At 66.3% G+C, this 21,287-nt stretch carries 23 protein-coding genes; 14 read left to right on the top strand and 9 right to left on the bottom strand.

The window, feature by feature from the left end:
- The first annotated feature begins 65 nt into the window (after positions 1–65).
- From ACTTAG_RS16630 to ACTTAG_RS16620, 3 genes are all read left to right on the top strand, one after another.
- Positions 66–278 (top strand): putative signal transducing protein, encoded by a 213-nt coding sequence (locus tag ACTTAG_RS16630; RefSeq protein WP_444463309.1) that lies wholly within the window; start codon positions 66–68, stop codon positions 276–278.
- Positions 278–1,039: a tRNA1(Val) (adenine(37)-N6)-methyltransferase gene (locus ACTTAG_RS16625; RefSeq protein WP_444463308.1), complete on the top strand. Its 762-nt coding sequence runs from the start codon at positions 278–280 to the stop codon at positions 1,037–1,039. The genes ACTTAG_RS16630 and ACTTAG_RS16625 overlap by 1 nt, the downstream gene beginning before the upstream one ends.
- 123 nt (positions 1,040–1,162) lie before the next feature.
- The gene (locus tag ACTTAG_RS16620) at positions 1,163–1,336 is read left to right on the top strand and encodes a YdcH family protein (protein WP_444463307.1); all 174 of its coding nucleotides are present in this window, start codon (positions 1,163–1,165) and stop codon (positions 1,334–1,336) included.
- A 26-nt stretch (positions 1,337–1,362) separates the two neighbouring features.
- On the opposite strand, the gene yddG is transcribed toward ACTTAG_RS16620, so the two are convergent.
- From yddG to ACTTAG_RS16600, 4 genes are all read right to left on the bottom strand, one after another.
- Entirely contained in the window at positions 1,363–2,226 is an 864-nt protein-coding gene (yddG, locus tag ACTTAG_RS16615) for an aromatic amino acid exporter YddG (protein ID WP_444463306.1), read from the bottom strand.
- A gap of 63 nt (positions 2,227–2,289) precedes the next feature.
- On the bottom strand, positions 2,290–3,012 hold the full coding sequence (gene phbB / locus ACTTAG_RS16610; protein ID WP_444463305.1) for an acetoacetyl-CoA reductase: 723 nt from the start codon (positions 3,010–3,012) through the stop codon (positions 2,290–2,292).
- Between the two features lie 105 nt (positions 3,013–3,117).
- Positions 3,118–4,293: an acetyl-CoA C-acetyltransferase gene (locus ACTTAG_RS16605; RefSeq protein WP_444463304.1), complete on the bottom strand. Its 1,176-nt coding sequence runs from the start codon at positions 4,291–4,293 to the stop codon at positions 3,118–3,120.
- Positions 4,294–4,446: 153 nt separating this feature from the next.
- Complete coding sequence (locus ACTTAG_RS16600; RefSeq protein WP_444463303.1) at positions 4,447–5,289, bottom strand: EAL domain-containing protein; 843 nt, start codon at positions 5,287–5,289, stop codon at positions 4,447–4,449.
- A 182-nt stretch (positions 5,290–5,471) separates the two neighbouring features.
- Here ACTTAG_RS16600 and ACTTAG_RS16595 point away from each other — a divergent pair, with 182 nt between their 5' ends.
- Positions 5,472–6,707: a PAS domain-containing protein gene (locus tag ACTTAG_RS16595; protein ID WP_444463302.1), complete on the top strand. Its 1,236-nt coding sequence runs from the start codon at positions 5,472–5,474 to the stop codon at positions 6,705–6,707.
- Here the strand turns inward: ACTTAG_RS16595 and ACTTAG_RS16590 are convergent, their stop codons facing one another.
- A complete protein-coding gene (locus ACTTAG_RS16590) occupies positions 6,708–7,253 on the bottom strand; it encodes a TlpA family protein disulfide reductase (protein ID WP_444463301.1) in 546 nt (181 codons plus the stop codon).
- Positions 7,254–7,278: 25 nt separating this feature from the next.
- Here ACTTAG_RS16590 and argH point away from each other — a divergent pair, with 25 nt between their 5' ends.
- From argH to ACTTAG_RS16565, 5 genes are read left to right on the top strand one after another with little or no spacing between them, the layout of a single operon-like run.
- On the top strand, positions 7,279–8,676 hold the full coding sequence (argH, locus tag ACTTAG_RS16585; RefSeq protein ID WP_444465267.1) for an argininosuccinate lyase: 1,398 nt from the start codon (positions 7,279–7,281) through the stop codon (positions 8,674–8,676).
- Positions 8,677–8,689: 13 nt separating this feature from the next.
- Positions 8,690–8,830 (top strand): hypothetical protein, encoded by a 141-nt coding sequence (locus ACTTAG_RS16580; RefSeq protein ID WP_444463300.1) that lies wholly within the window; start codon positions 8,690–8,692, stop codon positions 8,828–8,830.
- Positions 8,827–9,027, top strand: coding sequence for a hypothetical protein (locus ACTTAG_RS16575; protein WP_444463299.1), 201 nt, complete (start codon positions 8,827–8,829; stop codon positions 9,025–9,027). Before ACTTAG_RS16580 ends, ACTTAG_RS16575 begins: the two co-directional genes overlap by 4 nt.
- A gap of 57 nt (positions 9,028–9,084) precedes the next feature.
- Positions 9,085–10,353 carry a diaminopimelate decarboxylase gene (gene lysA, locus ACTTAG_RS16570; RefSeq protein ID WP_444463298.1) on the top strand — a complete coding sequence of 423 codons (1,269 nt, stop codon included), beginning with the start codon at positions 9,085–9,087 and terminating at the stop codon, positions 10,351–10,353.
- Between the two features lie 27 nt (positions 10,354–10,380).
- A complete protein-coding gene (locus ACTTAG_RS16565) occupies positions 10,381–12,966 on the top strand; it encodes a DUF4175 domain-containing protein (protein WP_444463297.1) in 2,586 nt (861 codons plus the stop codon).
- Between the two features lie 15 nt (positions 12,967–12,981).
- Here the strand turns inward: ACTTAG_RS16565 and ACTTAG_RS16560 are convergent, their stop codons facing one another.
- Positions 12,982–13,944 carry a hypothetical protein gene (locus tag ACTTAG_RS16560; protein WP_444463296.1) on the bottom strand — a complete coding sequence of 321 codons (963 nt, stop codon included), beginning with the start codon at positions 13,942–13,944 and terminating at the stop codon, positions 12,982–12,984.
- A gap of 14 nt (positions 13,945–13,958) precedes the next feature.
- Positions 13,959–14,330 (bottom strand): zinc-ribbon domain-containing protein, encoded by a 372-nt coding sequence (locus ACTTAG_RS16555; protein ID WP_444463295.1) that lies wholly within the window; start codon positions 14,328–14,330, stop codon positions 13,959–13,961.
- Between the two features lie 140 nt (positions 14,331–14,470).
- On the opposite strand from ACTTAG_RS16555, the gene ACTTAG_RS16550 reads away from it, so the two are divergent.
- From ACTTAG_RS16550 to ACTTAG_RS16540, 3 genes are read left to right on the top strand one after another with little or no spacing between them, the layout of a single operon-like run.
- Entirely contained in the window at positions 14,471–15,142 is a 672-nt protein-coding gene (locus ACTTAG_RS16550) for a cell division ATP-binding protein FtsE (RefSeq protein ID WP_013068865.1), read from the top strand.
- The gene (locus ACTTAG_RS16545; protein WP_444463294.1) at positions 15,142–16,032 is read left to right on the top strand and encodes a cell division protein FtsX; all 891 of its coding nucleotides are present in this window, start codon (positions 15,142–15,144) and stop codon (positions 16,030–16,032) included. Before ACTTAG_RS16550 ends, ACTTAG_RS16545 begins: the two co-directional genes overlap by 1 nt.
- Positions 16,032–16,763, top strand: coding sequence for a lysophospholipid acyltransferase family protein (locus tag ACTTAG_RS16540; RefSeq protein WP_444463293.1), 732 nt, complete (start codon positions 16,032–16,034; stop codon positions 16,761–16,763). Before ACTTAG_RS16545 ends, ACTTAG_RS16540 begins: the two co-directional genes overlap by 1 nt.
- Before the next feature lie 67 nt (positions 16,764–16,830).
- Here the strand turns inward: ACTTAG_RS16540 and ACTTAG_RS16535 are convergent, their stop codons facing one another.
- Both ACTTAG_RS16535 and ACTTAG_RS16530 read right to left on the bottom strand, forming a co-directional pair.
- The gene (locus ACTTAG_RS16535; RefSeq protein WP_444463292.1) at positions 16,831–17,793 is read right to left on the bottom strand and encodes an acetyl-CoA carboxylase carboxyltransferase subunit alpha; all 963 of its coding nucleotides are present in this window, start codon (positions 17,791–17,793) and stop codon (positions 16,831–16,833) included.
- Between the two features lie 218 nt (positions 17,794–18,011).
- A complete protein-coding gene (locus ACTTAG_RS16530) occupies positions 18,012–18,968 on the bottom strand; it encodes an L-malyl-CoA/beta-methylmalyl-CoA lyase (protein WP_444463291.1) in 957 nt (318 codons plus the stop codon).
- Between the two features lie 277 nt (positions 18,969–19,245).
- Here ACTTAG_RS16530 and dgcN point away from each other — a divergent pair, with 277 nt between their 5' ends.
- Complete coding sequence (dgcN, locus tag ACTTAG_RS16525) at positions 19,246–20,247, top strand: N-acetyltransferase DgcN (protein WP_444465266.1); 1,002 nt, start codon at positions 19,246–19,248, stop codon at positions 20,245–20,247.
- Positions 20,248–20,317: 70 nt separating this feature from the next.
- Positions 20,318–21,280 (top strand): N-acetyl-D-Glu racemase DgcA, encoded by a 963-nt coding sequence (gene dgcA, locus ACTTAG_RS16520; protein WP_444463290.1) that lies wholly within the window; start codon positions 20,318–20,320, stop codon positions 21,278–21,280.
- Positions 21,281–21,287: the final 7 nt, after the last annotated feature.

Below are 21,287 nucleotides of genomic sequence, written 5' to 3'. Positions count from 1 at the left end.
CCTTCCCAGTTTCCCGGCCCAATTTCGTCTCGACAGCGCGGCAGACCTGCCCTTAAGTCGAGCCCATGAGAGAGCTTTTCCGCAGCACCGACCCCGTCCGGATCGCCTTTGCGACAGCCCTTCTTGAGGGCGAGGGTATAACGGCCTTTGAATGGGACGTCCACATGAGCATTCTGGACGGCAGCCTCGGCATTTTGCCGCGCAGAGTGATGGTGGCCGATGCGGACTGGTTCCTGGCGCAGGCGATCTTGCGCGACAACGGGCTGTGGGAAGAGTGATGTTTGCCCCCGAGGACTGCACGTTTGACCGGTTTCTGGATGGTCGGCTGACGGTGGCGCAGCCGCGCCAAGGCTACCGCGCGGCGATGGATCCGGTGCTTTTGGCGGCGGCTTGCGGGGCAAAACCGGGGCAATCGGTGCTGGAACTGGGCTGCGGGGCCGGGGTGGCCAGCCTGTGTCTGGGCTGGCGGGTGCCGGGTCTGGTGCAGGCGGGGCTGGAATTGCAAGCGGCTTACGCCGATCTGGCGCGGCGCAATGCGGCGGCGAATGGGTTGACGCTCGAGGTGTTCGAGGGCGATCTGGCGCGGATGCCCGCGGCGCTGCGGGCGCGCAATTACGATCATGTGATCGCCAATCCGCCCTATTTCGCCGCGGCGGGGGGCACGGCGGCAACTGACGCGGGCCGCGAACGGGCGCAGCGCGAGGCGACGCCGCTAGCCGATTGGGTGCGGGCGGGGATGCGGCGGCTGCAGCCGGGCGGCTGGCTGACGCTGATCCAGAACGCCGACCGGCTGGGCGATCTTCTGGTCGCGCTGGCGGGGCAGGGCGGCGCCGTCACGGTGCTGCCGATCGCGGCGCGGCAGGGGCGTGCGGCGGGGCGGGTGATCGTGGCCGCGCGCAAGGGGGGCAAGACGCCCTTGCGGCTTCTGGCGCCCTTCGTGCTGCATGCCCTGCCTGCGCATCAGGGCGACGCCGAAGACCTCACCCATGCTGCGCAGGCAGTGCTGCGCCGCGGCGAAACCCTGCCGCTAACGCCTTAATTCCGTGGCAATATTATTTCGTAAAACGCGCTCATATTTTCGCGCAGCTTTACGACAAGCGCGTGACAAGCGTTCGAAAACGTGCTGCAATCACCCTACCGAACAAGGAAAGAGGAGACTGCCATGTCCGTGAGTTCGCATATCGCTGAACTTCGCAAGAAACATCAGGCTCTGTCCGAGGAAGTCGAAGTTGCGCTGCGCACGCCCAGCTTCGACGACCTGCAAATCGCGGAGATGAAGAAACAGAAACTGCGGCTCAAGGAAGAAATCGCCCGGCTGGAAGGCGTGGCGGTCTGATTTCCGGGCTGGCCCGAGGGTCGGCCCTAGCCTTTCCGGCTGCCAAGGGCGGCGAGAAAGGCCCCGGCAGCAATCATCGCGGCGGCCAGAACCAGAGCTGGTGACGCTGCCGCGATTCCCGCCCCGATCAGCGCCAGCGTTGACAGTAGGGGCGCCGCATAGGACGCCGTCCCCAACATCTGGATGTCGCCCCGTTTCACCCCCACATCCCATGTGTAAAAGGCCAGCCCCACCGGGCCAAGGCCCAGCGCGACGACCGCTCCCCAGCCGGTTGCGCCCGCGGGCCAGAGCGTCTCTTCCAGCGCCAGATGCGCGATAGCCGACAGCGCGGCCGTGGCCAGACAATAGACCGCGACGGCGGCCGTGGGCACCGTGCCCATGCGGCGCGAGAGCAGCGAATAGCCCGACCAGGTCAGCGCGCACAGAAAGGCCAGCCCGTAACCGGGCAGCGAATCGGCGCTGGCCGAGATGCCGCCGCGGGCGACGATCAGCGCCGCCCCGGCAAAGGCGATCACGGCCCCGAAAATATGCAGCCGGTTCAGACGCTCGCCCGGCAGCAGGCCGGAAAAGACGACGATCAGCAGCGGCCAGAGATAGGCGATCAGGCTTGCCTCGGCCGGGGGGGCCAGGCGCAGCGCGGAAAAATAGATCAAATGATAGCCAAAAAGCGCGGCGGTGCCGAATGCATAGACCTTCCAGGACACCTGCCGCAGCACGGCGAATCCTTCTGTCGCGGCGACCCAGATCAGGCCGATGCCGCCGCCGATGGCAAAGCACAGCGCATTGAGCTGCAGGGGCGGCACCGGCGCCGAGCCCACGGTGAAGAGCGCCAGAAGCGACCAGAGCGCGACCGCCGAAAATCCGATCAAGGTTGCCTGGTTGCGCGACATCTGACCCCCGAAATGCAAGAGGCCCGCAAGATGCGGGCCCCGAGACGATTTGCCAAGGGCAAATCAGGTCATGTATTGGCCGCCGTTCGCGGTCAGCGTCGCGCCGGTGATGAAGCCCGCATCATCCGAGGCGAGGAAGACCACGCAGCGCGCGATGTCGCCGGTTTCGCCCAGACGGCCGACCGGGATCGTCGCGATGATCTGCTCGCGCACCTTTTCCGGAACCGCCATCACCATTTCGGTGGCGATATAGCCCGGGCAGATCGCGTTCACGGTGATGCCCGCACGCGCCCCTTCCTGCGCCAGCGCCTTGGTGAAGCCGATGTCGCCCGCCTTCGCGGCCGAGTAGTTCGCCTGGGCGAATTGGCCCTTTTGGCCGTTGATCGAGGAAATGTTGATGATCCGGCCGAATTTGCGGTCGCGCATGCCGTTCCAGAGCGGATGCGTCATGTTGAAGATGCCGTTCAGGTTGGTGCCGATCACCTGATCCCACTGCTCGCGGGTCATCTTGTGGAAGGGCGCGTCGCGGGTGATGCCCGCATTGTTCACCAGAACGTCGACCGGGCCCAGATCGGCCTCGACCTGCGCGATCCCCGCGGCGCAGGCGTCGTAATCTGCGACCGACCATTTGTAGGTCTTGATCCCGGTTTCGGCGGTGAATTTCGCGGCGGCTTCGTCATTGCCGGCATAGTTCGCGGCGACGGTGTAACCGGCTTCCTTCAGCGCCATCGAGATCGCGGCGCCAATGCCGCGCGACCCACCGGTGACGAGTGCAACTCTGGACATGATTCCTCCTCAGATCATCCTTGTTGAAATGCTGTTACCCAAAATAAGCAGGGCGCGCAATATTGTTGCGCGCCCGTTTTTCGCATTTGCAGAAAAAAGTGGAGATCAGAGCCCTTCGAGGCACATGGCCACGCCCATGCCACCGCCGATGCAGAGCGTCGCGAGACCCTTTTTCGCGCCCGAACGTTTCATTTCGAAGACAAGCGTGTTCAGGATCCGGCAGCCCGAGGCGCCGATCGGGTGGCCGATGGCGATGGCGCCGCCGTTGACGTTCACTTTCGACACGTCCCAGCCCATGTCCTTGTTCACCGCGCAGGCCTGCGCCGCAAAAGCTTCGTTCGCCTCGATCCGGTCCAGATCGGCGGCGTTCCAGCCCGCCTTTTCCAGCGCCTTGCGCGAGGCCGGGATCGGACCGCAGCCCATGATCGACGGGTCAAGCCCGGCGGTGGCATAGGACGCGATCCGGGCCAGCGGCGTCAGACCGCGACGGGCGGCCTCTTCCTCGGTCATCAGAAGCACGACCGCGGCGCCGTCGTTGATGCCGCTGGCGTTGCCCGCAGTGACGGTGCCGTCCTTGGTGAAGGCCGGTTTCAGCTTCTGCATCGATTCGAGCGTCGCGCCGTGACGGATGTATTCATCGGTATCGACGACGATGTCGCCCTTGCGGGTCTTGACCGTGAAGGGGGCGATTTCATCGACGAATTTGCCCGCCTTTTGCGCGGCTTCGGCCTTGTTCTGGCTGGCCAGCGCGAATTCGTCCTGCATTTCGCGGGTGATCTGCCACTGGCTCGCGACGTTTTCCGCGGTCTGGCCCATGTGATAGCCGTTGAACGCGTCCCACAGCCCGTCCTTGATCATGCAGTCGATCATCTTCATGTCGCCCATCTTGGTGCCCGCGCGCAGATGCGCGACATGGGGGCTCAGCGACATGCTTTCCTGACCGCCGGCAATGACGATCGCGGCATCGCCCAGCTGGATGTGCTGCGCGCCCAGGGCGACCGTGCGCAGGCCCGAGCCGCAGACCTGGTTGATGCCCCAGGCGGCCGATTCGATCGGCAGACCGGCCTTGATATGCGCCTGACGCGCCGGGTTCTGGCCCTGACCGGCGGTCAGCACCTGACCGAGGATGGTTTCCGAGACCTCCGCCTTGTCGATGCCCGCCCGCGCCACCACGGCCTCGATCACCGCGGCGCCCAGATCATGCGCGGGCGTTGCGGCGAAAGCGCCGTTGAAGCTGCCCACGGCGGTCCGGGCCGCCGAGACGATGACGACATTGGTCATGAATTTCCCTCCTCACAGGATTTCGGGCGCGAAAGCACCCATTGCCGCTGTGCAGCATGCCGAAAGGCCGCAGGAGGTCAAGCAGATTTGGCAAGATTCGCGCCAAGTTGCGCAATTTTGTTGCGCGGCCAAATCGGGGCTGGGGGCCGGGCGTCAGATCCCGGCCTTGTGGGTCGTGGGCGCTTTCCACGGCGGCATGATCGTCGGCGCGCCGAAATAATAGCCCTGCATGCAGTCGATGCCCGCACGGGTGAGCCAGGCCGCATCCTCGGCGGTTTCGACCGCTTCGGCAACGGTGAACATTTCGAAATGCTTCGCGATCGACATCAGCGCCTGGGTCAGGATCTGGTTGTCGGGGTTGCGGGCGATTCCGGTGATGAACTGGCCGTCGATCTTCAGGATGTCGAAATAGAATTCGCGCAGGTAGCGGAACGAGGTATAGCCCGCGCCGAAATCATCCAGCGCGAAGGAAATCCCCTTCAGCTGCATGTCCTGCATGAAGACCGAGACGAGTTCGGGCATCACCATGGCGGAGCTTTCGGTGATTTCCAGAATCAGCCGCTCGCCCACGCTGTCATCCATGGCCAGGCCGCGGTTGAGAATGCGCATCCAGTCCGGATAGCCGATCGAGCGGGCGGACATGTTCACCGAAAGCCGCAGGCTGCGATCCTCGGCCAGCGACAAAAGCCCCATCTCGAGCGCGAGGCAGTCCAGCTTGCGGCCGATTTCGGTGGTTTCGGCGGCGCCGATGAAATCCTGCGCGGGAATCACCCGGCCGGTGTCGTCCAGCACGCGGATCAGCCCCTCGTAAAAGGCCGGGCGGTCGGGGCGCGTCGTCTGCACGATGGGTTGAAAGGCCAGCACCACATCGCGGCGTTCCACGGCGCGGGTGACCATCGAAAGCGTGTCCCGGTCGCGCTGGGCGACGGCGAAGTTCAGCGGATTGGCATCGGCGGGGTCGAGCGGCTCGCGCAGCGACAGCGGAATTTTCGACATCGGCCCCTCCATAAGGTTCGGAACCAGATTCCGCGATTTCGGCTAACAACAGGTAAAGCGCCAAAATTTCTCTGCCGCGTGGTTAACGGCGATGATTTCGCACAAGACGGATTTCATAAACTGCTCGGTAACGCGTCGCAGCTATGGTGGTCAAAAGTTCCGAGTACCCAGACAAGGCCACCATGACCGCGCAGACCGATCTTTCCAAATCCCAGGAAGGCGAAGCCCATTTCGGTTTCGACGAACTCTTCTATTCCAGGACCGATACGCGCGGGGTGATCATCGCCGGCAACGAGGTCTTTCACCGGGTCTCGGGCTATGATTGGGCCCAGCTGCTCGGTTCGCCGCACAAGATGGTGCGCCACCCCGATACGCCGCGGGCAGTCTTCCGCATCCTGTGGGATGCGCTGCGCGCCGGGCATCCGATGGGGGCCTATGTCAAGAACCGGGCCCGGAACGGCGATCAATACTGGGTCTTTGCGGTGCTGATGCCGGTGCAGGGCGGGTTTCTGTCGGTGCGGCTGAAACCGTCGACGCCGTTGTTCGACCGCATCCGCGAAGTCTATGTGCGAATCAGCGCCCGCGAACGGGCGGAAAAGCTCGACCCCGAGGTCGGCGCGAATGAATTGCGCGCCGTCGCCCAGGCCGAGGGCTTTTCAAGCTACACCAGTTACATGGCCTTCGCGCTGGGGCAGGAGCTGGCTGCCCGCGATGCCAAGCTGGGTCGACCGGCCGATCCGCGCACGCTGCGGCTGATCGAGATGAACAAGTCGCTCGAAAAGGTCACCACCGAGCAGACGAAACTGCTGCGCAGTTTCGAGGCGCTGCAGTCGATCCCGAACAACATGCGCATCGTCGCTTCGCGACTGGAACCTTCGGGCGGGCCGGTTTCGGCGATTTCTGAAAATTACAAAGCCTCCTCGATGGTGATTTCCGAACGGCTGCGCAGCTTCGTCGCGGGACGCGACAATCTGTGCGACCGGGTCTCGCGGCAGGCGGCGCGGGCGCTGTTTCTGCTTGGCTCGAACCGGGTCCTGAAAGAGATGAACGCCGATTTCCTCGATGCGGATCCGGTCGAGGGCATCAACTGGGACGAGGAGCGCGCCATGCTGCGCGCGCTTGAGGACCGCTCGCGGCAGGACACCCGGCAGGCGATGGAACAGGCCGTCGGCCATGCCGAGGAACTGTCGCGGTCCAGCGCCGAGATCCGGCGGCTGATGCTGGGTCTTGACACGATCCGGGTGCTGGGCCGGGTCGAATGCGGAAGGATGCGCGACACCGGCGGCGGTCTGTCGGCCACCATCGACCAGCTTGATATCTTTCACGCCGACATCAAGAACCGGCTCGAATCGATCATGCGCCTGTCCGAGGAGATCGGTTCGTCGATGAACCAGTTCCTGCGCGGCGAGTCGCGCTGATCACTCGGCGCGCAAGGCCGCGATCACCGCCTTGGCTTCCGGGCTCGACCAGTTCGCCGGGCCGAACAGCTGCGCCACGATCTGCCCCTTCCGGTCGATCAGGAACGTGGCCGGAAGGCCGGGCACGCCCAGCGCCCGCGGCAGCCGTTCGGTTTCGTCGATCATCCGCGGCAGCTGGGTGATGCCCTGTTTCTCGAAAAACGCCGCCACCTTCGTCTGGGTGTCGCGATTGCTTGACGCCACCGTCAGCACGGTGAAATCCGCCCCGCCGATTTCCGCCTGCAGGGCCGCGATATCGGGCATTTCCTTGCGGCAGGGCGCACACCAGGTTGCCCAAAGGTTGAGCAGCACCACCTTGCCGCGATAATCGGCCAGCCGGTGGCTGGTGCCGGTTTCATCGACGAAGGGGATCTCGGGCAGCGGCAGCGGTTCCGAGAAGACGGCGAGTTTGCGCATCTCTCCCGTCTTCAGCGCCGACAGATCGGCGGCGGGCGCGGCATTTGCGCAAAGGGCAAGGGCCGTATAAAGGACGAACAACCGCAGCATGATGCCTCCGACGAAGGGCCTGACGATGACCGACGACACGAAAACCTCGAACGCCATGTGGGGCGGGCGCTTCGCCGCCGGTCCGGACGCGATCATGGAGGCGATCAACGCCTCGATCTCGTTCGACAAGCGGCTTTACGCACAGGATATCCGCGGCAGCCGGGCCCATGCGGCGATGCTGGCCGCGACGGGTATCCTTACGCATAGCGATGCCGAGGCGATCGGGGAAGGCTTGCTCACGGTCTTGTCAGAGATCGAGGCGGGCGATTTCCCGTTTTCGACCGCGCTTGAGGACATTCACATGAATGTCGAGGCGCGGCTGAAGGCGCTGATCGGCGAACCGGCGGGGCGGCTGCACACGGCGCGCAGTCGCAACGATCAGGTGGCGACCGATTTCCGGCTTTGGGTCCGCGATCAGGCCGATGCTGCGATCACCTCGCTGACGGCTCTGATGAAGGTGCTGGTGGCGCAGGCGGAACAGGGCGCCGATTGGGTGATGCCGGGCTTCACCCATCTGCAGACCGCGCAGCCGGTGACCTGGGGCCATCACATGATGGCCTATGTCGAGATGTTCGCCCGGGATCGGAGCCGCTTTGAAGACGCGCGCAAGCGGATGAACGAATGTCCGCTGGGCTCTGCGGCGCTGGCGGGCACGGGCTTTCCGATCGACCGGCACATGACGGCGCAAGCTTTGGGCTTTGATCGGCCGATGGCGAACAGCCTCGATGGCGTGTCGGATCGCGATTTCGCGCTGGAATTCCTGTCCTCGGCGGCGATCTGCGCGGTCCATCTGAGCCGTCTGGCGGAAGAGCTGGTGATCTGGTCCTCGGCGCAGTTCCGCTTCGTCGCGATGTCGGACAAGTGGTCCACGGGGTCCAGCATCATGCCGCAAAAGCGCAACCCCGATGCGGCGGAGCTGATCCGGGCGAAGATCGGCCGGGTGCTGGGCGCGGCCGTCGCGCTCTTCACCGTGATGAAGGGCCTGCCGCTTGCCTATTCGAAGGACATGCAGGAAGACAAGGAACAGGTTTTCGACGCCGCCGATACGCTGATGCTGGCGCTTGCGGCGATGACGGGCATGATGTCGGATCTGACGGTGAACACGGGCAAGCTGGAAGCCGCGGCCTCATCGGGCTTTTCGACCGCGACCGATCTGGCCGATTGGCTGGTGCGCGAGGCCGGTCTGCCCTTCCGCGACGCCCATCACGTCACCGGCTCGCTGGTCGCGCTGGCGGAAAAGAAGGGCTGCGATCTGCCCGATCTGAGCCTTGAAGAGCTGAAATCCGCCCATCCGGCCCTGACCGAGGCGGTCTATTCCGTGCTTGGGGTTCACAATTCGGTCGCCTCGCGGCAGTCTTACGGCGGCACCGCCCCCGATCAGGTCCGCGCCCAGGTGGCGCGCTGGCAGGGGCTTCTGGCCTGACCCCGGAGATATCATGCGCATCCTTCTGGCCCTGTCGCTTCTGACCCTGACCGCCACCTGCGGCGTCGATGGCCCGCCCACAAAGCCGCAAGCCGCAACCCCGGGCGTGTCGATCTCCGGCGAGGCGCGGATGGGCGTCGTGGGGACCCTGTGAGGATCGCGCTGTCGCTGATGCTGATCCTGCTTGCGGCCTGTTCCGGGCCGCGGGCGAATGTGCATGCGGCCCCCACAGGGCAGGTGACGACCGGGGTTACGACCGGCGTCGGCCCGGTGCGGCTGGGGGTGACCGGCACCGGCCGCGGCACCGTTGGCACGCGGCTTGGCTGGCTGCGTCTGGGCGCGGGCTTCTGAGCCCGCTTTTCTTGACCGGCCCGACCGGATAAGAAGCCTCAGCAACCGGAGGCCGCGATGGATCATTTTCTTTACCGCAATGGCGTGCTGCATGCCGAAGACGTGGCCCTGCCTGAAATCGCGGCCGCTGTCGGCACGCCGTTCTACGTCTATTCCGCCGCGACCCTGACCCGGCATTTCCAGCTCTTCGATGCGGCGCTGGCGGGCACCGATCATCTGGTCTGTTTCGCGATCAAGTCGAATTCGAACCTGGCCGTGCTGAAGCTGCTCGGCGATCTTGGGGCGGGGATGGATGTCGTCTCGGGCGGCGAATACCGTCGGGCGAAAGCCGCGGGCGTGCCGGGGGAGCGGATCGTCTTTTCCGGCGTTGGCAAGACGCGCGACGAAATCGCCCTCGCCCTGACCGGGGGCATCCGGCAGTTCAATGTCGAAAGCGAACCCGAGCTGCGGGCGATTTCCGAGATTGCGACGGGCCTTGGCGTCACCGCGCCGATTGCCTTGCGGGTGAACCCCGATGTCGATGCGAAGACCCATGAAAAGATCGCCACCGGCAAATCGGAAAACAAGTTCGGCATTCCGATTGCCAAGGCCCGGGCCGTCTATGCCGAGGCCGCGAAACTGCCCGGGATCGAGGTGATCGGCGTCGATGTGCATATCGGCAGCCAGCTGACCGATCTTGCGCCGTTTGAAGCCGCCTTCACCAAGGTCCGCGAACTGACGCTGGCGCTGCGCGAGGATGGCCACAAGATCCGCCGCCTTGATCTGGGGGGGGGCTTGGGCATTCCCTATCACCAGCGCTCGAACGAGGCGCCGCCGCTGCCCACTGATTACGGCGCGATGATCACGCGCGTTCTGGGCGATCTGGGCTGCGAAATCGAGATCGAGCCGGGGCGGCTGATTTCCGGCAATGCCGGGCTGATGGTGACTTCGGTGATCTGGCTCAAGGAAGGCGAGGGGCGCAATTTCCTCATCGTCGATGCGGCGATGAACGATCTGGTGCGGCCTGCGATGTATGCGGCGCATCACGATATCGTTCCGGTGATCGAGCCCGCGCCGGGCACTGCGCCGCAGCCCTTCGACGTCGTCGGCCCGGTCTGTGAAACCGGCGACACTTTCGCCAAGGGCCGCGAGCTTCCCCCGATGGCCGCGGGCGATCTGGTCGCCTTCCGTTCGGCGGGGGCTTATGGCGCGGTGATGGCGTCCGAATACAATTCCCGGCCGCTGATCCCCGAGGTGCTGGTGCGCGGGGATCACTTCGCCGTCATCCGGCAAAGACCGAGCTTTGAGGAAATGCTGGCCCGCGATAGCATTCCGGAATGGCTCTGATCCGGTAGTCGGGGCCGGAAAGGACCGATGCCGCCGCCGCCGCCCCTTCCGGGCGACCCGCTCGCCCCGCTGGCCCGACCGATCGCGCTGACGCGGGCGGCGATGCTGGCCGAACGGCTGGCGCGCTGCTTCTGGCCGCTTCTCACGCTGGCCGCGATCACCTTCACCCTTCTGGCCTTTCGGCTGCCCGATCATCTGACCGGGCGGCAATGGCCCATCCTGGCCGGGACGCTTGGCTTTCTGGCCGTCGTTCTGGCCGCGCCGGGGTTCCGGCGGTTCCGTATTCCCACCCGGTCCGAGGCGATTGCCCGGCTGGATGCGAGCCTGCCCGGCCGCCCGCTCGCCGCGCTGACCGACAGTTTGGCGCTGGGCGAGACCGATCCGGCGACGCGCGCGCTTTGGGCTTTGCACCGCGGCCGCATGGCCGAACGCGCCGCTGCCGCCCGCGCGCCCCTGCCCGCGCCTGATCTGGCGCCGCGTGACCCCTACGGCCTGCGGATTTCCGCCCTGACCGGCGTCACCGTGGCGCTGATCTTCGGCGCCCCCTTGGCGATCTTCACGCCGCCCCAGCATCCGCAACCCCCCGGCGCCGCCGAAGCCGCGATGGGCCCCGCCTGGGAAGGCTGGGCCGAGCCGCCGCGCTACACCGGCAAGCCCGGCCTTTATCTGAACGGGGTCGAGGGGGAGGATCTTTTCCTGCCCGAGGGTACGAAACTGTCCTTCCGCTTCTACGGCCCGCCCGGGTCGGTGCCCTTCGCCGAAACCGTGTCCAGCCCCGCCGCGACGCCCGACAAGACCGAGGGGGGCGAGGTGCAAAGCCTTGATCTGACGGCCCGCCGCTCTGGCGTGATCGAGATTGGCGGGCGGATGGGGCGCAGCTTCCGGGTCACGCTGCTCTCCGATGCCGGGCCCGCGGTCGAGCTGCCGCGGCTGGCTGAACGGCGCGCCGATGGCAAGCTGGCGCAGCCCTTCCATGCGAGCGATGATTACGGCGTGATCCGGGGTCAGGCGCAGATCCGCCTTGATCTGGCGGCGATCGACCGCCGCTATGGTCTGGCCATCGCCCCCGAGCCGCGCCCCGATCTGACCTTCGATCTGCCGCTTCCCATCACCGGCTCGCGCGCGGATTTCACCGAAACGCTGATCGAGGACATGTCCGAACACCCCTGGGCGAACCTGCCGGTGCGGCTTTCGCTGTCGGTCGAGGACGGGCTGGGCCAGACCGGCACCAGCGGCGATCAAAGCTTCGATCTGCCCGGGCGGCGGTTCTTTGATCCGCGGGCGGCGGCGCTGATCGAGATGCGCCGCGATCTTTTGTGGTCGCGCGAAAATGCCCCCCGCACGGCGCAATTGCTGCGGGCGATCCTGCACCGGCCCGAGGGGCTTTTCCCCGCGCCGCAGATCGCCGAAGCGCTGCATGCGCAGGTCGAACGGCTGGAGGGGGCCGCGCTGACCCCCGAGGCCCGGGACGAGGTGGCCAAGGTGCTGTGGGATCTGGCGAAATTGCTGGAAGACGGCGGTCTGGCCGATGCTTTGGCCGCGATGCAGCAGGCGCAGGAACGGCTGAGCGAGGCGATCCGCAACGGCGCCTCCAAGGACGAGATCGCCAAGCTGATGGCCGAGTTGAAAGAGGCCACCGACCGTTACCTGCAGATGCTGGCCGAACGCGCCACCGATCAGGAAGAGGGGCCGCAATTCGGGCAAAAGCAGGACAGCCAGCGCATCACCGGCGATCAGATCCAGCAGATGATGGAAGAAATCCAGCGTCTTATGGAGGAAGGCCGGATGGCCGAGGCGCAGGAGCTGCTTGATCAGCTGGCGCGGCTGATGGAAAACATGAGGGTCACCCAGGGCGAGGGCGGCGAGGGCGACGGCCCCGGCGGCAAGGCGATGAAGGACCTTGGCCAGACGCTCCGCGATCAGCAGAAGCTTTCGGATGATGCCTTCCGGCAGATGCAGCGCAGCCCAGAGCCCGAGGGCGTCGATCCGGGGCTGGAGCAACCGGGGCCCGGGGCGCCGCAGCCGCAACCGCAGCCCGAGGGGCAACCGCAGTCCGAAGCGGGCGCGCAAGACGATCCGGGCGACAGCCTGGCCGAGCGGCAACATGCGCTGCGCCGGGAGCTGGAACGCCAGCGCGGGTTGATGCCGCGGCTGGGCGGCGAGGCGGCAAAGGAGGCCGAGCGGGCGCTGGGCGAGGCCGGGCGGGCGATGGATGGTGCGGAACAGGCGCTGAAGAACGGCGATCTGGGCGGGGCGCTGGATCAGCAGGCCGATGCGATCGAGGCTTTGCGCGAAGGCATGCGGAAGCTGGGCGAGGCGATGGCCGAAGAAAGCGGTTCGGGCGAACGCGGGCAGGGCGCCGAGGGGATGGAACGGCGCGGCGATGCGATGGGCGGGCATGGCGCGCGGGAATTGCCGCGCGATCCCCTGGGCCGGGCGACGGGAGAGGGCAGCCGGATCGGCACCGACTCCGATCTGCTCAAGGGCGACGACATCTATCGGCGTGCCCGCGACCTGCTGGATGAAATCCGCCGCCGCACCGCCGAGCGCAGCCGCCCCGAGGCCGAACGGGACTATCTGCGCCGCCTGCTGGACCGCTTTGCCGGGCCGTAAGCGGCGCGGCCGGGATCAGGACTGCGGCCCGGACCCGGCCTGCACCGCGGCAATCACCGCGCGCAGCTGCGCATCCAGCCAGATCCGCGCCGCATCGACCGCGGTGACATAGCCGTCCAGCGCCGGTCCCAGCGCGGGCACCGTCCGGGCCAGCTGTGGCGCATAGGCATAGGCCAGCGCCGCCAGCGCCGCGAGCAGAAGGACCGCGGAAAAGCCAAGACGGAAGCCCGAGGGGCTCTCTTCCCCGCTCTGCGCCATGCCCATGGCGGCAATATCCCCGGCCCGGTCGGCGCTGGCCCGCAGGCTGGAATTGATCTCGTCGATGTCGGGCAGGCGCTGACGCCGGGTGTATTTGCCGGGCGTCTCGGGGCCGTCGGGGTCGGAACTTTCGGGATCGGGACCTTCGGTCAGATCGGCGTGGCGTTCATCCTCGTCCACCGAATTGAGATCGCTGAAATCCGGCACCCGGCGCGGTGGCGCCACCCGCACCGGCGTCACCGCACGCGGCGGCGGCACCATCGTTTCCGGTGCCATCGGCTCTGGCGCCGCAGCAACCGGAGCAGCAACCGGCGGCGTGATCGGCCGGGGCGCTGCGGGCGGCGGTGTCAGCACCGGATCAAGGTTCATTTCCTGCTGGGTTTCGAAATCCCCGCCCTCGGCGCGACGGGCGGCGGCTTCGCGTTCGGCCTCTTCGCGCAGGATCGCCAGCAGGTTTTCGTCCAGCGGACGCCGCGGGATCGCCCCCGCACGGGGCGCCGGGCCGACCTCGGACGGTTCGGGCGGCGGCGCAGGCACCGCAGACTGTGCTGGCGGCGGCTCCGCTTCGGGTTCCGTCTGCGGTTCGGGCTCGGGTTCGGGTTCGGGTTCGGGTTCGGGCGGCAGCGTCACCGGATGGGCGCGCATCAATTCGGCGATGGCCTGGGTGACATCGGGCTCAAGCTCGGCCGGTTCGGGCTCGGCGGGGGGGGGGGGCGACATCGGGCACCGCCCAATCAAGGATCTCGGCATCCTCCGCGGACGCGATGTCGGGACCGGGGGCGGTGTCGGCGGGACCGGGGCTTTCGGCCGGCGGGGCCTGCGGCGCGATCTCTGGCCAGTCTTCGGGCCGGGGCTCCGGCCAGGCCTTCGGGGTCGGGGTCCGGTGCAGGCTCTGGCTCCGTCGGGGCGGTCCCCTCGGCGACATCCCAGCCGTCAAGCCGGTCCGCATCGTCCCGGGCCTGTTCCTGCGCGGCATCCAGCATGGCCCGGCTGGGCTGGAACCAGGTCTGGCCGCAGCCGGAACATTGCACATCACGCCCCGCGGCGGGAATGACCACGTCATCCACCTCGTATTGCGCACCGCATCTTGGGCAGATCAGCCGCATCCGGTTCCCAGCCTCGCCCCTCGCTTGCCATTCTGGCCTTTTCTACCAGCTTGTTGTAGCAAGCAAAGAAACAAACTCCAATAGTTTGAGTGTGTCGCAGGGGCCGCCCGCACAGGGGGCAACAGGAGAGGGGCCGCGCAGTGATCGAATTGCAGGATGTCGCCGTCGGCTATGGCGGAAGCGAGCTGCTGGCGGAGATGACGCTGAAGCTGGTGCCGGGATCGTTTCACTTCCTGACCGGGCCTTCGGGCGCGGGCAAGACGACGTTCCTGAAACTGTGCTACGCCGAGCTGCTGCCCTCGTCGGGGTTCATGGGGCTTTACGGGCAGGACGCCCGCACGATGGGGCGCGACGACATCGCCCGGATGCGCCAGCGCATCGGCGTCGTGCATCAAGACTGCCAGTTTCTCGATCACCTGTCGGTGGCGGAAAATGTCGCGCTGCCGCTGACGGTGTCGGGGCGGCCGATCGACGGGATGGAGCTGGCCGAGCTTCTGGCCTGGGTCGGGCTGAAGGCGCAGATGAATGCGCTGCCGCCGCAGCTTTCGGGCGGCGAGCGGCAAAGGGCGGCCTTGGCGCGGGCGATCATCACCTCGCCCGAGGTGATCCTGGCCGACGAGCCCACGGGGAACCTTGACTGGGAAATGTCGCTGCGGCTTCTGTCGCTGCTGATGGAGCTGAACAAGCTGGGCAAGACCGTGCTGATCGCGACGCATGATCTGAACCTGATCCGGCAGGCCAAGGCGCAGGTCTCGGCGCGGGTGCTGCGGATCGCGAACCGGCGGCTGCAACTGGCGGGGGCGGATCTGTGATGCGGTTCAATCCTTTCGGGTCCGAGCTTTCGACCGCCGACCGGGTGGTGCCGCCGACCGGCTTCACCGCCAATCTGACCGTGCTGACCTCGGCGGCGATGGCCTTTCTGGCGGTCTTTGCGCTGGCCCTGTCGCTGGCCTCGGGGCGGCTTGCCGATCGCTGGTCCGAGGCGCTGGCGCGCTCGGCCACGATCCGGATTTCGGCGCCGCCCGATCAGATGGAAACACAGTTGCGCGCCGTGCTCGATGCGCTCGAAACGACGCCCGGCGTGGCCAGCTACCGCGCCATGGACGAGGGCGAGATGCGCAAGCTGCTCGACCCGTGGTTCGGGCCGGATCTGCCGGTGGACAGCCTGCCCCTGCCGAAGCTCGTCGAGTTGACCGAGACCGGGCAGGGCATCGACGCCGAGGGGTTGCGGCTACGGCTGGCGGCCGAGGCGCCCGGGGCGGTGCTTGATGACCACACCCGCTGGCGCAAGCCGCTGGTTTCCGCGGCCAGCCGGTTGCGGCTGCTGGGCTGGCTCTCGCTGGTGCTGATCGGCGGGGCGATGGCGGGGATGATCACGCTGGCCGCGCAGGCGGCCTTGGCGGCGAACGGGCAGGTGATCCGCACGCTGCGGCTTGTGGGGGCGCAGGATGCCTTCATCGCCGGGGCCTTCGTGCGCCGCTTCACCAAACGCGCGCTGGCCGGGGCGGCGCTGGGCACGGCGCTGGGCATGGCGGCGGTGGCGGCGCTGCCCGCGGCCGATGCGGCGGGCGGCTTCCTGACCGGGCTTGGCTTCACCGGCTGGGGCTGGCTTTGGCCGCTTGCATTGCCGGGGCTGGCTGCGTTAGTGGCCTTTGGCGCCACCCGCGCCGCGGCGCTGCGCATGCTCAGGGGAATTCGCTGATGATCGTTTGGCAATATATCCGCTCTGTTCTGTTCATTGCACAGATGTATGTGATGCTGGCGGTCTATGCCGTCGGCGGTCTGCCCTTTGCGCTGATCGGCGGGCGCTCGGCAGCGATCCTTGTCTGTCGCGGTTATTGCAAATGGGTGTGCTGGACCGCGGGCTGGATGGTCGGCATCAAGACCGAATACCGCGGCGAGATCCCCACGGGCGATGTGCTGATCGCCGCCAAGCACCAGAGCTTCTTCGACATTCTGATGATCTATGCGGCGATCCCGCGCGGCAAGTTCATCATGAAGCAGGAGCTGGTCTGGACCCCCTTCGTCGGCTGGTATGCTTACCTGATCGGCTGCGTGCCGGTCGATCGCGGCAAGCGCGGCGCGGCGATCAAGGGGATGCTGGAACAGGCCAAGGATGCGCGGTTTGCGGGCGGTCAGCTGGTGATCTTTGCGCAAGGCACCCGCGTCGCGGCGGGGGCGAAGAAGCCCTACAAGATCGGCGCCGGGGCGCTTTATGCCGAATTGGGCCTGCCCTGCGTGCCCGCGGCGACGAATGTGGGCGTGTTCTGGCCGCGCCATGCGGTGTTGCGCAAGCCCGGGCTGGCGGTGGTGGAATTTCTGCCGCAGATCGAGGCTGGCATGCCGATGGGCGAGTACATGAAGGTGATCGAGGCGCAGATCGAGACCGCTTCGGACAGACTGATGGCCGAGGCCGGGCTGAAGATCGGCTGAGACGAGACACCCCGAAATGCGAAAGGGCGGCTTGAGCCGCCCTTTTTCATGTCGCAGGGTAGGCGACTTACGCCGCCAGCCCCTTCGAGCCCATCTCGATGAATTTCTTGCGCCGCGCCGCCAGGATCTCGGCGCGTTTCTTGCCCTTCAGATCGGCGAGCATCTTGCCGATCTCGGCGCCGACGCTGGCAATCGTCTTCTTGCGGTCGCGCTGCGCCCCGCCCAGCGGTTCGGCGATGATCCGGTCGATCACGCCAAGCTTCTTCAGATCCTGCGCCGTCAGCCGCAGCGCCTCGGCGGCTTCGCGCATCTTTTCGGCATCCTTCCACAGGATCGAGGCGCAGCCCTCGGGCGAGATCACCGAATAGACCGAATGTTCCAGCATGGCGATGCGGTCGGCGGTGGCAAAGGCCACGGCCCCGCCCGAGCCGCCCTCGCCGATGATCACCGAAATCAGCGGCACGCCCAGACACAGGCATTTCTCGGTCGAACGTGCGATGGCCTCGGCCTGACCGCGTTCCTCGGCGCCCTTGCCGGGATAGGCGCCGGGGGTGTCAACGAGCGTGATCACCGGCAGGCCGAAGCGGTCGGCCATGTCCATCAGCCGGATCGCCTTGCGATAGCCCTCGGGGCGGGCCATGCCGAAATTGTGCACGATGCGCGAGGCGGTGTCGTGGCCCTTTTCATGGCCGATGACGACGACCGGCTGATCGTCGAACCGCGCAAGGCCGCCCATCACCGCATGATCATCGGCAAAGTTGCGGTCGCCCGCCAGCGGCGTGTATTCGGTGAAAAGCTCATAGATATAGTCGCGGCAATGCGGCCGGTCGGGATGCCGCGCCACCTGACATTTGCGCCAGGGCGTCAGATCCTTGTAAAGGTCGGTCAGCATCTGCGCCGCCTTCTTGTCGAGCGCCGAGGCCTCTTTCTCGACATCCATCCCCGAATTCGCCCGGGCCAGCGCCCGCAGTTCCTCGGCCTTGCCCTCGATCTCGGCGAGCGGCTTTTCGAACTCGAGATAGGTCGTCATCGAAGCCTCCGTAACGCAGTCGTGGCCTATATGACCGCGCGGCACCGGATTTGCAACTGACGCAGGGAAAGGCGGGCCAAGTGCCGCGGGGTGGGGGGCGAAATTGGAAACGCCCCGGCACGGGTCCGGGGCGTCCCTGTTCCCTCATGCAGCCGGGCCTCCCCTCCCCACCGCTCCGGGATCCGAATCGATTCGGTCACGAATCGTTTACACGGCGCTTAAACCTTAGTCATTTCCGCCTGTCTGACAATGACCTCTGCCTGCCGGATCGAGGCAATATCGACGAGCCGCCCCTTGTAAACGGTGGCCCCGGCGCCCTCGGCCTTGGCCTTTTCCATCGCCGCCAGAATTTCCCGCGCCTCTGCAACCGCAGCGTCAGAGGGCGTGAAGACCTCGTTCGCCAGCGCCACCTGTTTCGGGTGGATCGCCCATTTGCCGACCATGCCCAAAGTGGCCGAGCGCAGGGCCTGTGCCCGGAAACCCTCGTCATCCGAGAAGTCGCCAAACGGGCCATCTACCGGCAGGATGCCATGGGTGCGGCAGGCGGCGACGATGGCGGCCTGCGCCCAGTGCCACGGGTCCGACCAGTGCTTCACGCCCGCATGCAGCATGTAGTAGTTTTCCTGCGTGCCGCCGATGCCGGTGGTGGCCATCCCCATCGAGGCCGCGAAATCCGCCGCGCCAAGGCTCATCGCCTGCAGCCGCGGCGAGGAGGCCGCGATTTCCTCGACATGGGCGATGCCCGCGGCCGATTCGATGATCACTTCCAGCGAGATGCGTTTCTTGCGGCCTTTGGCAGCCTCGATCGCCGTCACCAGCGCATCGACGGCGTAGACGTCGGCGGCGCAGCCCACTTTCGGGATCATGATCTGGTCGATGCGCTCCGAGCCTTCTTCGAGCAGCTCGACCACGTCGCGATACCAGAACGGCGTATCCAGCCCGTTGATCCGCACCGAGAGGTATTTGTTGCCCCAATCGACGTTATGCGACGCCTCGATGATGTTGCGCCGCGCCTGCGGCTTGTCATCGGGGGCGACCGAGTCCTCCAGGTCGAGGTTGATCACATCGGCCGCCGATTGCGCCATCTTTTCAAAGATCGCCGGACGCGAGCCGGGCCCGAACAGCTGACAGCGGTTGAGGCGGGCGGGGGCGGGCGGCTGGGTGCGGAAGCTCATCGGGTCTCTCGGCAAGGAAGTTACGGGACGGGTTGTGTTTGCGATATATTGTTGCGCTGCGGCATGCAAGGAGTTTCTGCGGATGCAGCATCGGGGGTGAAAAGGTGATGAATTTTGCGGCGCGCGGAAAACTTGGAAGAAGCTTCGAAGAAAACATAAAGATGCGAAAGAAATGTGTCGAGTAACCAAGGTTTCGCCGCATCTTTCCAAGAAAATCCGTGGCCGTCCGCGCGATACCTTGCGAAACCCTTTCCAACCTGCCGAGGCTCCCATGTCGCTGATCGAAACCCCCTATCTTCTGTTCCTTGGCGATGCGCCCGACCAGCTGGCCGCGAAAGTCGCGCAGGGCATCAAGGATTGGCGCCCGGAATATGCCATTGGCCAATACCGGATGGAGGGCTGCAAGGCCGATCTGGGCCTGCCCGAGATGAACCTGGCCACCGCCAAGGCCGCGGGCTGCAAGACGCTGGTGATTGGCGTGGCGAACCGCGGCGGCGTGATCTCGCAAGCCTGGAAGAAAGTGCTGATCATGGCGCTGGAAGAGGGCTTCGATCTGGCCTCGGGCCTGCACAACTTGCTGCGCGACGAGGAAGATCTGGTCGCCGTGGCCAAGGCCTGCGGGCGTCAGCTGCATGACGTGCGGGTGCCGACGGTGGACTATCCGATCGCGAACGGCGTGAAGCGCACGGGCAAGCGGATGCTGGCCGTGGGCACCGATTGCTCGGTCGGCAAGATGTATACCGCGCTCTGCATGGAAAAAGAGATGCGCGCGCGGGGGATGAAGGCGTCGTTCCGCGCCACCGGGCAGACCGGCATCCTGATCACCGGCGACGGCGTGCCGCTGGATGCGGTGATTGCCGATTTCATGGCGGGGGCGGTGGAATGGCTGACGCCCGACAATGACGCCGATCACTGGGATCTGATCGAGGGGCAGGGGAGCCTCTTCCACGTCAGCTATTCCGGCGTGACGATGGCGCTGGTGCATGGCGGTCAGCCCGATGCGCTGGTGCTGTGCCACGAACCGACCCGCGCCCATATGCGCGGCCTGCCGGGTTATCAGCTGCCGGGCCTTGACGCCCTGCGCGATCTGGCGCTGCAGGTGGCGAAGGTCGCGAACCCGGCCTGCCAGGTGGTGGGCATCTCGATCAACACGCAAAACATGCCCGAGGCCGAGGCCCGCGCCTATATCGCCAAGGTCGAGGCCGAGATGGGTCTGCCCACCACCGATCCCTTCCGCTTTGGTGCGGCGAAGCTGGTGGACGCGCTGGCCGCGATCTGAGAGCTTGGCGCTGCCTGCCGGGGGCGGAGCCTCCGGCGGGGATATTTGGGGCAAGATAAAGGGGCGGAAGATGATTTCCGTGACGGCGGATGTGTTTCGCTTGGCCGAGGTTTTCACCATCTCGCGCGGCTCGCGGACCGAGGCGAAAGTGCTGACGGTGCGGATCACGCGCGGGGGCGTGACCGGCTGGGGCGAATGCGTGCCTTATGCGCGCTACGGCGAGAGCCTGGAAAGCGTGACGGCGCAGATCGAGGGCCTGCCCGAGGGGATCACCCGCGCGGCGCTTTACGATGCCCTGCCGCCCGGGGCGGCGCGGAATGCTGTCGATTGCGCGCTCTGGGATCTTGAGGCGAAGGCCGCGGGCAAGCGGGTTTGGGAACTGGCTGGCCTTGCCGCGCCCGGGCCGGAGGTCACCTGTTACACGCTGTCCTTGGCCGAGCCGGAGGCGATGCGGGCCGCGGCCGCGAAAAATGCGCATCGGCCGATCTTGAAGATCAAGCTGGGCACCCCCGATGACATGCCGCGGCTGGAAGCCGTGCGGGCGGGGGCGCCGAAGTCGGTGATCGTCGTCGATGCGAACGAGGGCTGGTCGGCCGAGGTCTATGCCGATCTCGCCCCGCATCTGGTCCGGCTGGGGGTGGCGATGGTCGAGCAACCCCTGCCCGCCAAGGCTGACGAGGCGTTGATCGGGATGGATCGTCCGGTGCCGGTCTGTGCCGATGAAAGCTGCCATGACCGCAAGTCGCTCGCCCATCTGAAGGGCAAATACGATCTTGTGAACATCAAGCTCGACAAGACCGGCGGGCTGACCGAGGCGCTGGCGCTGCGGCAAGCGGCACTGGCCGAAGGCTATGGCGTGATGGTCGGCTGCATGGTCGGGTCAAGCCTTGCGATGGCGCCTGCGACCCTTGTGGCGCAGGGTGTGGCCTATGTCGATCTTGACGGGCCGCTGCTTCTGGCCCAAGACCGCGAAAGCCCGCTGACTTATGCGGACGGCAAGATTTATCCCCCCGAGCCGGGGCTCTGGGGCTGAGGAGGAA

It is taken from the genome of Rhodobacter capsulatus (genome assembly GCF_052363185.1).
GTDB classification, from domain to species: domain Bacteria; phylum Pseudomonadota; class Alphaproteobacteria; order Rhodobacterales; family Rhodobacteraceae; genus Rhodobacter; species Rhodobacter capsulatus_E.
The sequence above is the reverse complement of the archived record's forward strand: the minus strand, read 5'-3'. Positions and strand labels throughout refer to the sequence as shown.

Bases quoted from the DNA above. Each gene is read 5' to 3' on its own strand.
- yddG (WP_444463306.1), bottom strand. From the start codon at position 2,226: ATGTCGCGCAACCAGGCAACCTTGATCGGATTTTCGGCGGTCGCGCTC.
- ACTTAG_RS16605 (WP_444463304.1), bottom strand. From the start codon at position 4,293: ATGACCAATGTCGTCATCGTCTCGGCGGCCCGGACCGCCGTGGGCAGC.
- lysA (WP_444463298.1), top strand. From the start codon at position 9,085: ATGGATCATTTTCTTTACCGCAATGGCGTGCTGCATGCCGAAGACGTG.
- phbB (WP_444463305.1), bottom strand. From the start codon at position 3,012: ATGTCCAGAGTTGCACTCGTCACCGGTGGGTCGCGCGGCATTGGCGCC.
- dgcA (WP_444463290.1), top strand. From the start codon at position 20,318: ATGATTTCCGTGACGGCGGATGTGTTTCGCTTGGCCGAGGTTTTCACC.
- ACTTAG_RS16535 (WP_444463292.1), bottom strand. From the start codon at position 17,793: ATGACGACCTATCTCGAGTTCGAAAAGCCGCTCGCCGAGATCGAGGGC.
- ACTTAG_RS16595 (WP_444463302.1), top strand. From the start codon at position 5,472: ATGACCGCGCAGACCGATCTTTCCAAATCCCAGGAAGGCGAAGCCCAT.
- ACTTAG_RS16540 (WP_444463293.1), top strand. From the start codon at position 16,032: ATGATCGTTTGGCAATATATCCGCTCTGTTCTGTTCATTGCACAGATG.
- ACTTAG_RS16565 (WP_444463297.1), top strand. From the start codon at position 10,381: ATGCCGCCGCCGCCGCCCCTTCCGGGCGACCCGCTCGCCCCGCTGGCC.
- ACTTAG_RS16590 (WP_444463301.1), bottom strand. From the start codon at position 7,253: ATGCTGCGGTTGTTCGTCCTTTATACGGCCCTTGCCCTTTGCGCAAAT.
- ACTTAG_RS16580 (WP_444463300.1), top strand. From the start codon at position 8,690: ATGCGCATCCTTCTGGCCCTGTCGCTTCTGACCCTGACCGCCACCTGC.
- ACTTAG_RS16600 (WP_444463303.1), bottom strand. From the start codon at position 5,289: ATGTCGAAAATTCCGCTGTCGCTGCGCGAGCCGCTCGACCCCGCCGAT.
- argH (WP_444465267.1), top strand. From the start codon at position 7,279: ATGACCGACGACACGAAAACCTCGAACGCCATGTGGGGCGGGCGCTTC.
- ACTTAG_RS16625 (WP_444463308.1), top strand. From the start codon at position 278: ATGTTTGCCCCCGAGGACTGCACGTTTGACCGGTTTCTGGATGGTCGG.
- ACTTAG_RS16620 (WP_444463307.1), top strand. From the start codon at position 1,163: ATGTCCGTGAGTTCGCATATCGCTGAACTTCGCAAGAAACATCAGGCT.
- ACTTAG_RS16630 (WP_444463309.1), top strand. From the start codon at position 66: ATGAGAGAGCTTTTCCGCAGCACCGACCCCGTCCGGATCGCCTTTGCG.
- ACTTAG_RS16555 (WP_444463295.1), bottom strand. From the start codon at position 14,330: ATGCGGCTGATCTGCCCAAGATGCGGTGCGCAATACGAGGTGGATGAC.
- ACTTAG_RS16560 (WP_444463296.1), bottom strand. From the start codon at position 13,944: ATGTCGCCCCCCCCCCCCGCCGAGCCCGAACCGGCCGAGCTTGAGCCC.
- ACTTAG_RS16530 (WP_444463291.1), bottom strand. From the start codon at position 18,968: ATGAGCTTCCGCACCCAGCCGCCCGCCCCCGCCCGCCTCAACCGCTGT.
- ACTTAG_RS16545 (WP_444463294.1), top strand. From the start codon at position 15,142: ATGCGGTTCAATCCTTTCGGGTCCGAGCTTTCGACCGCCGACCGGGTG.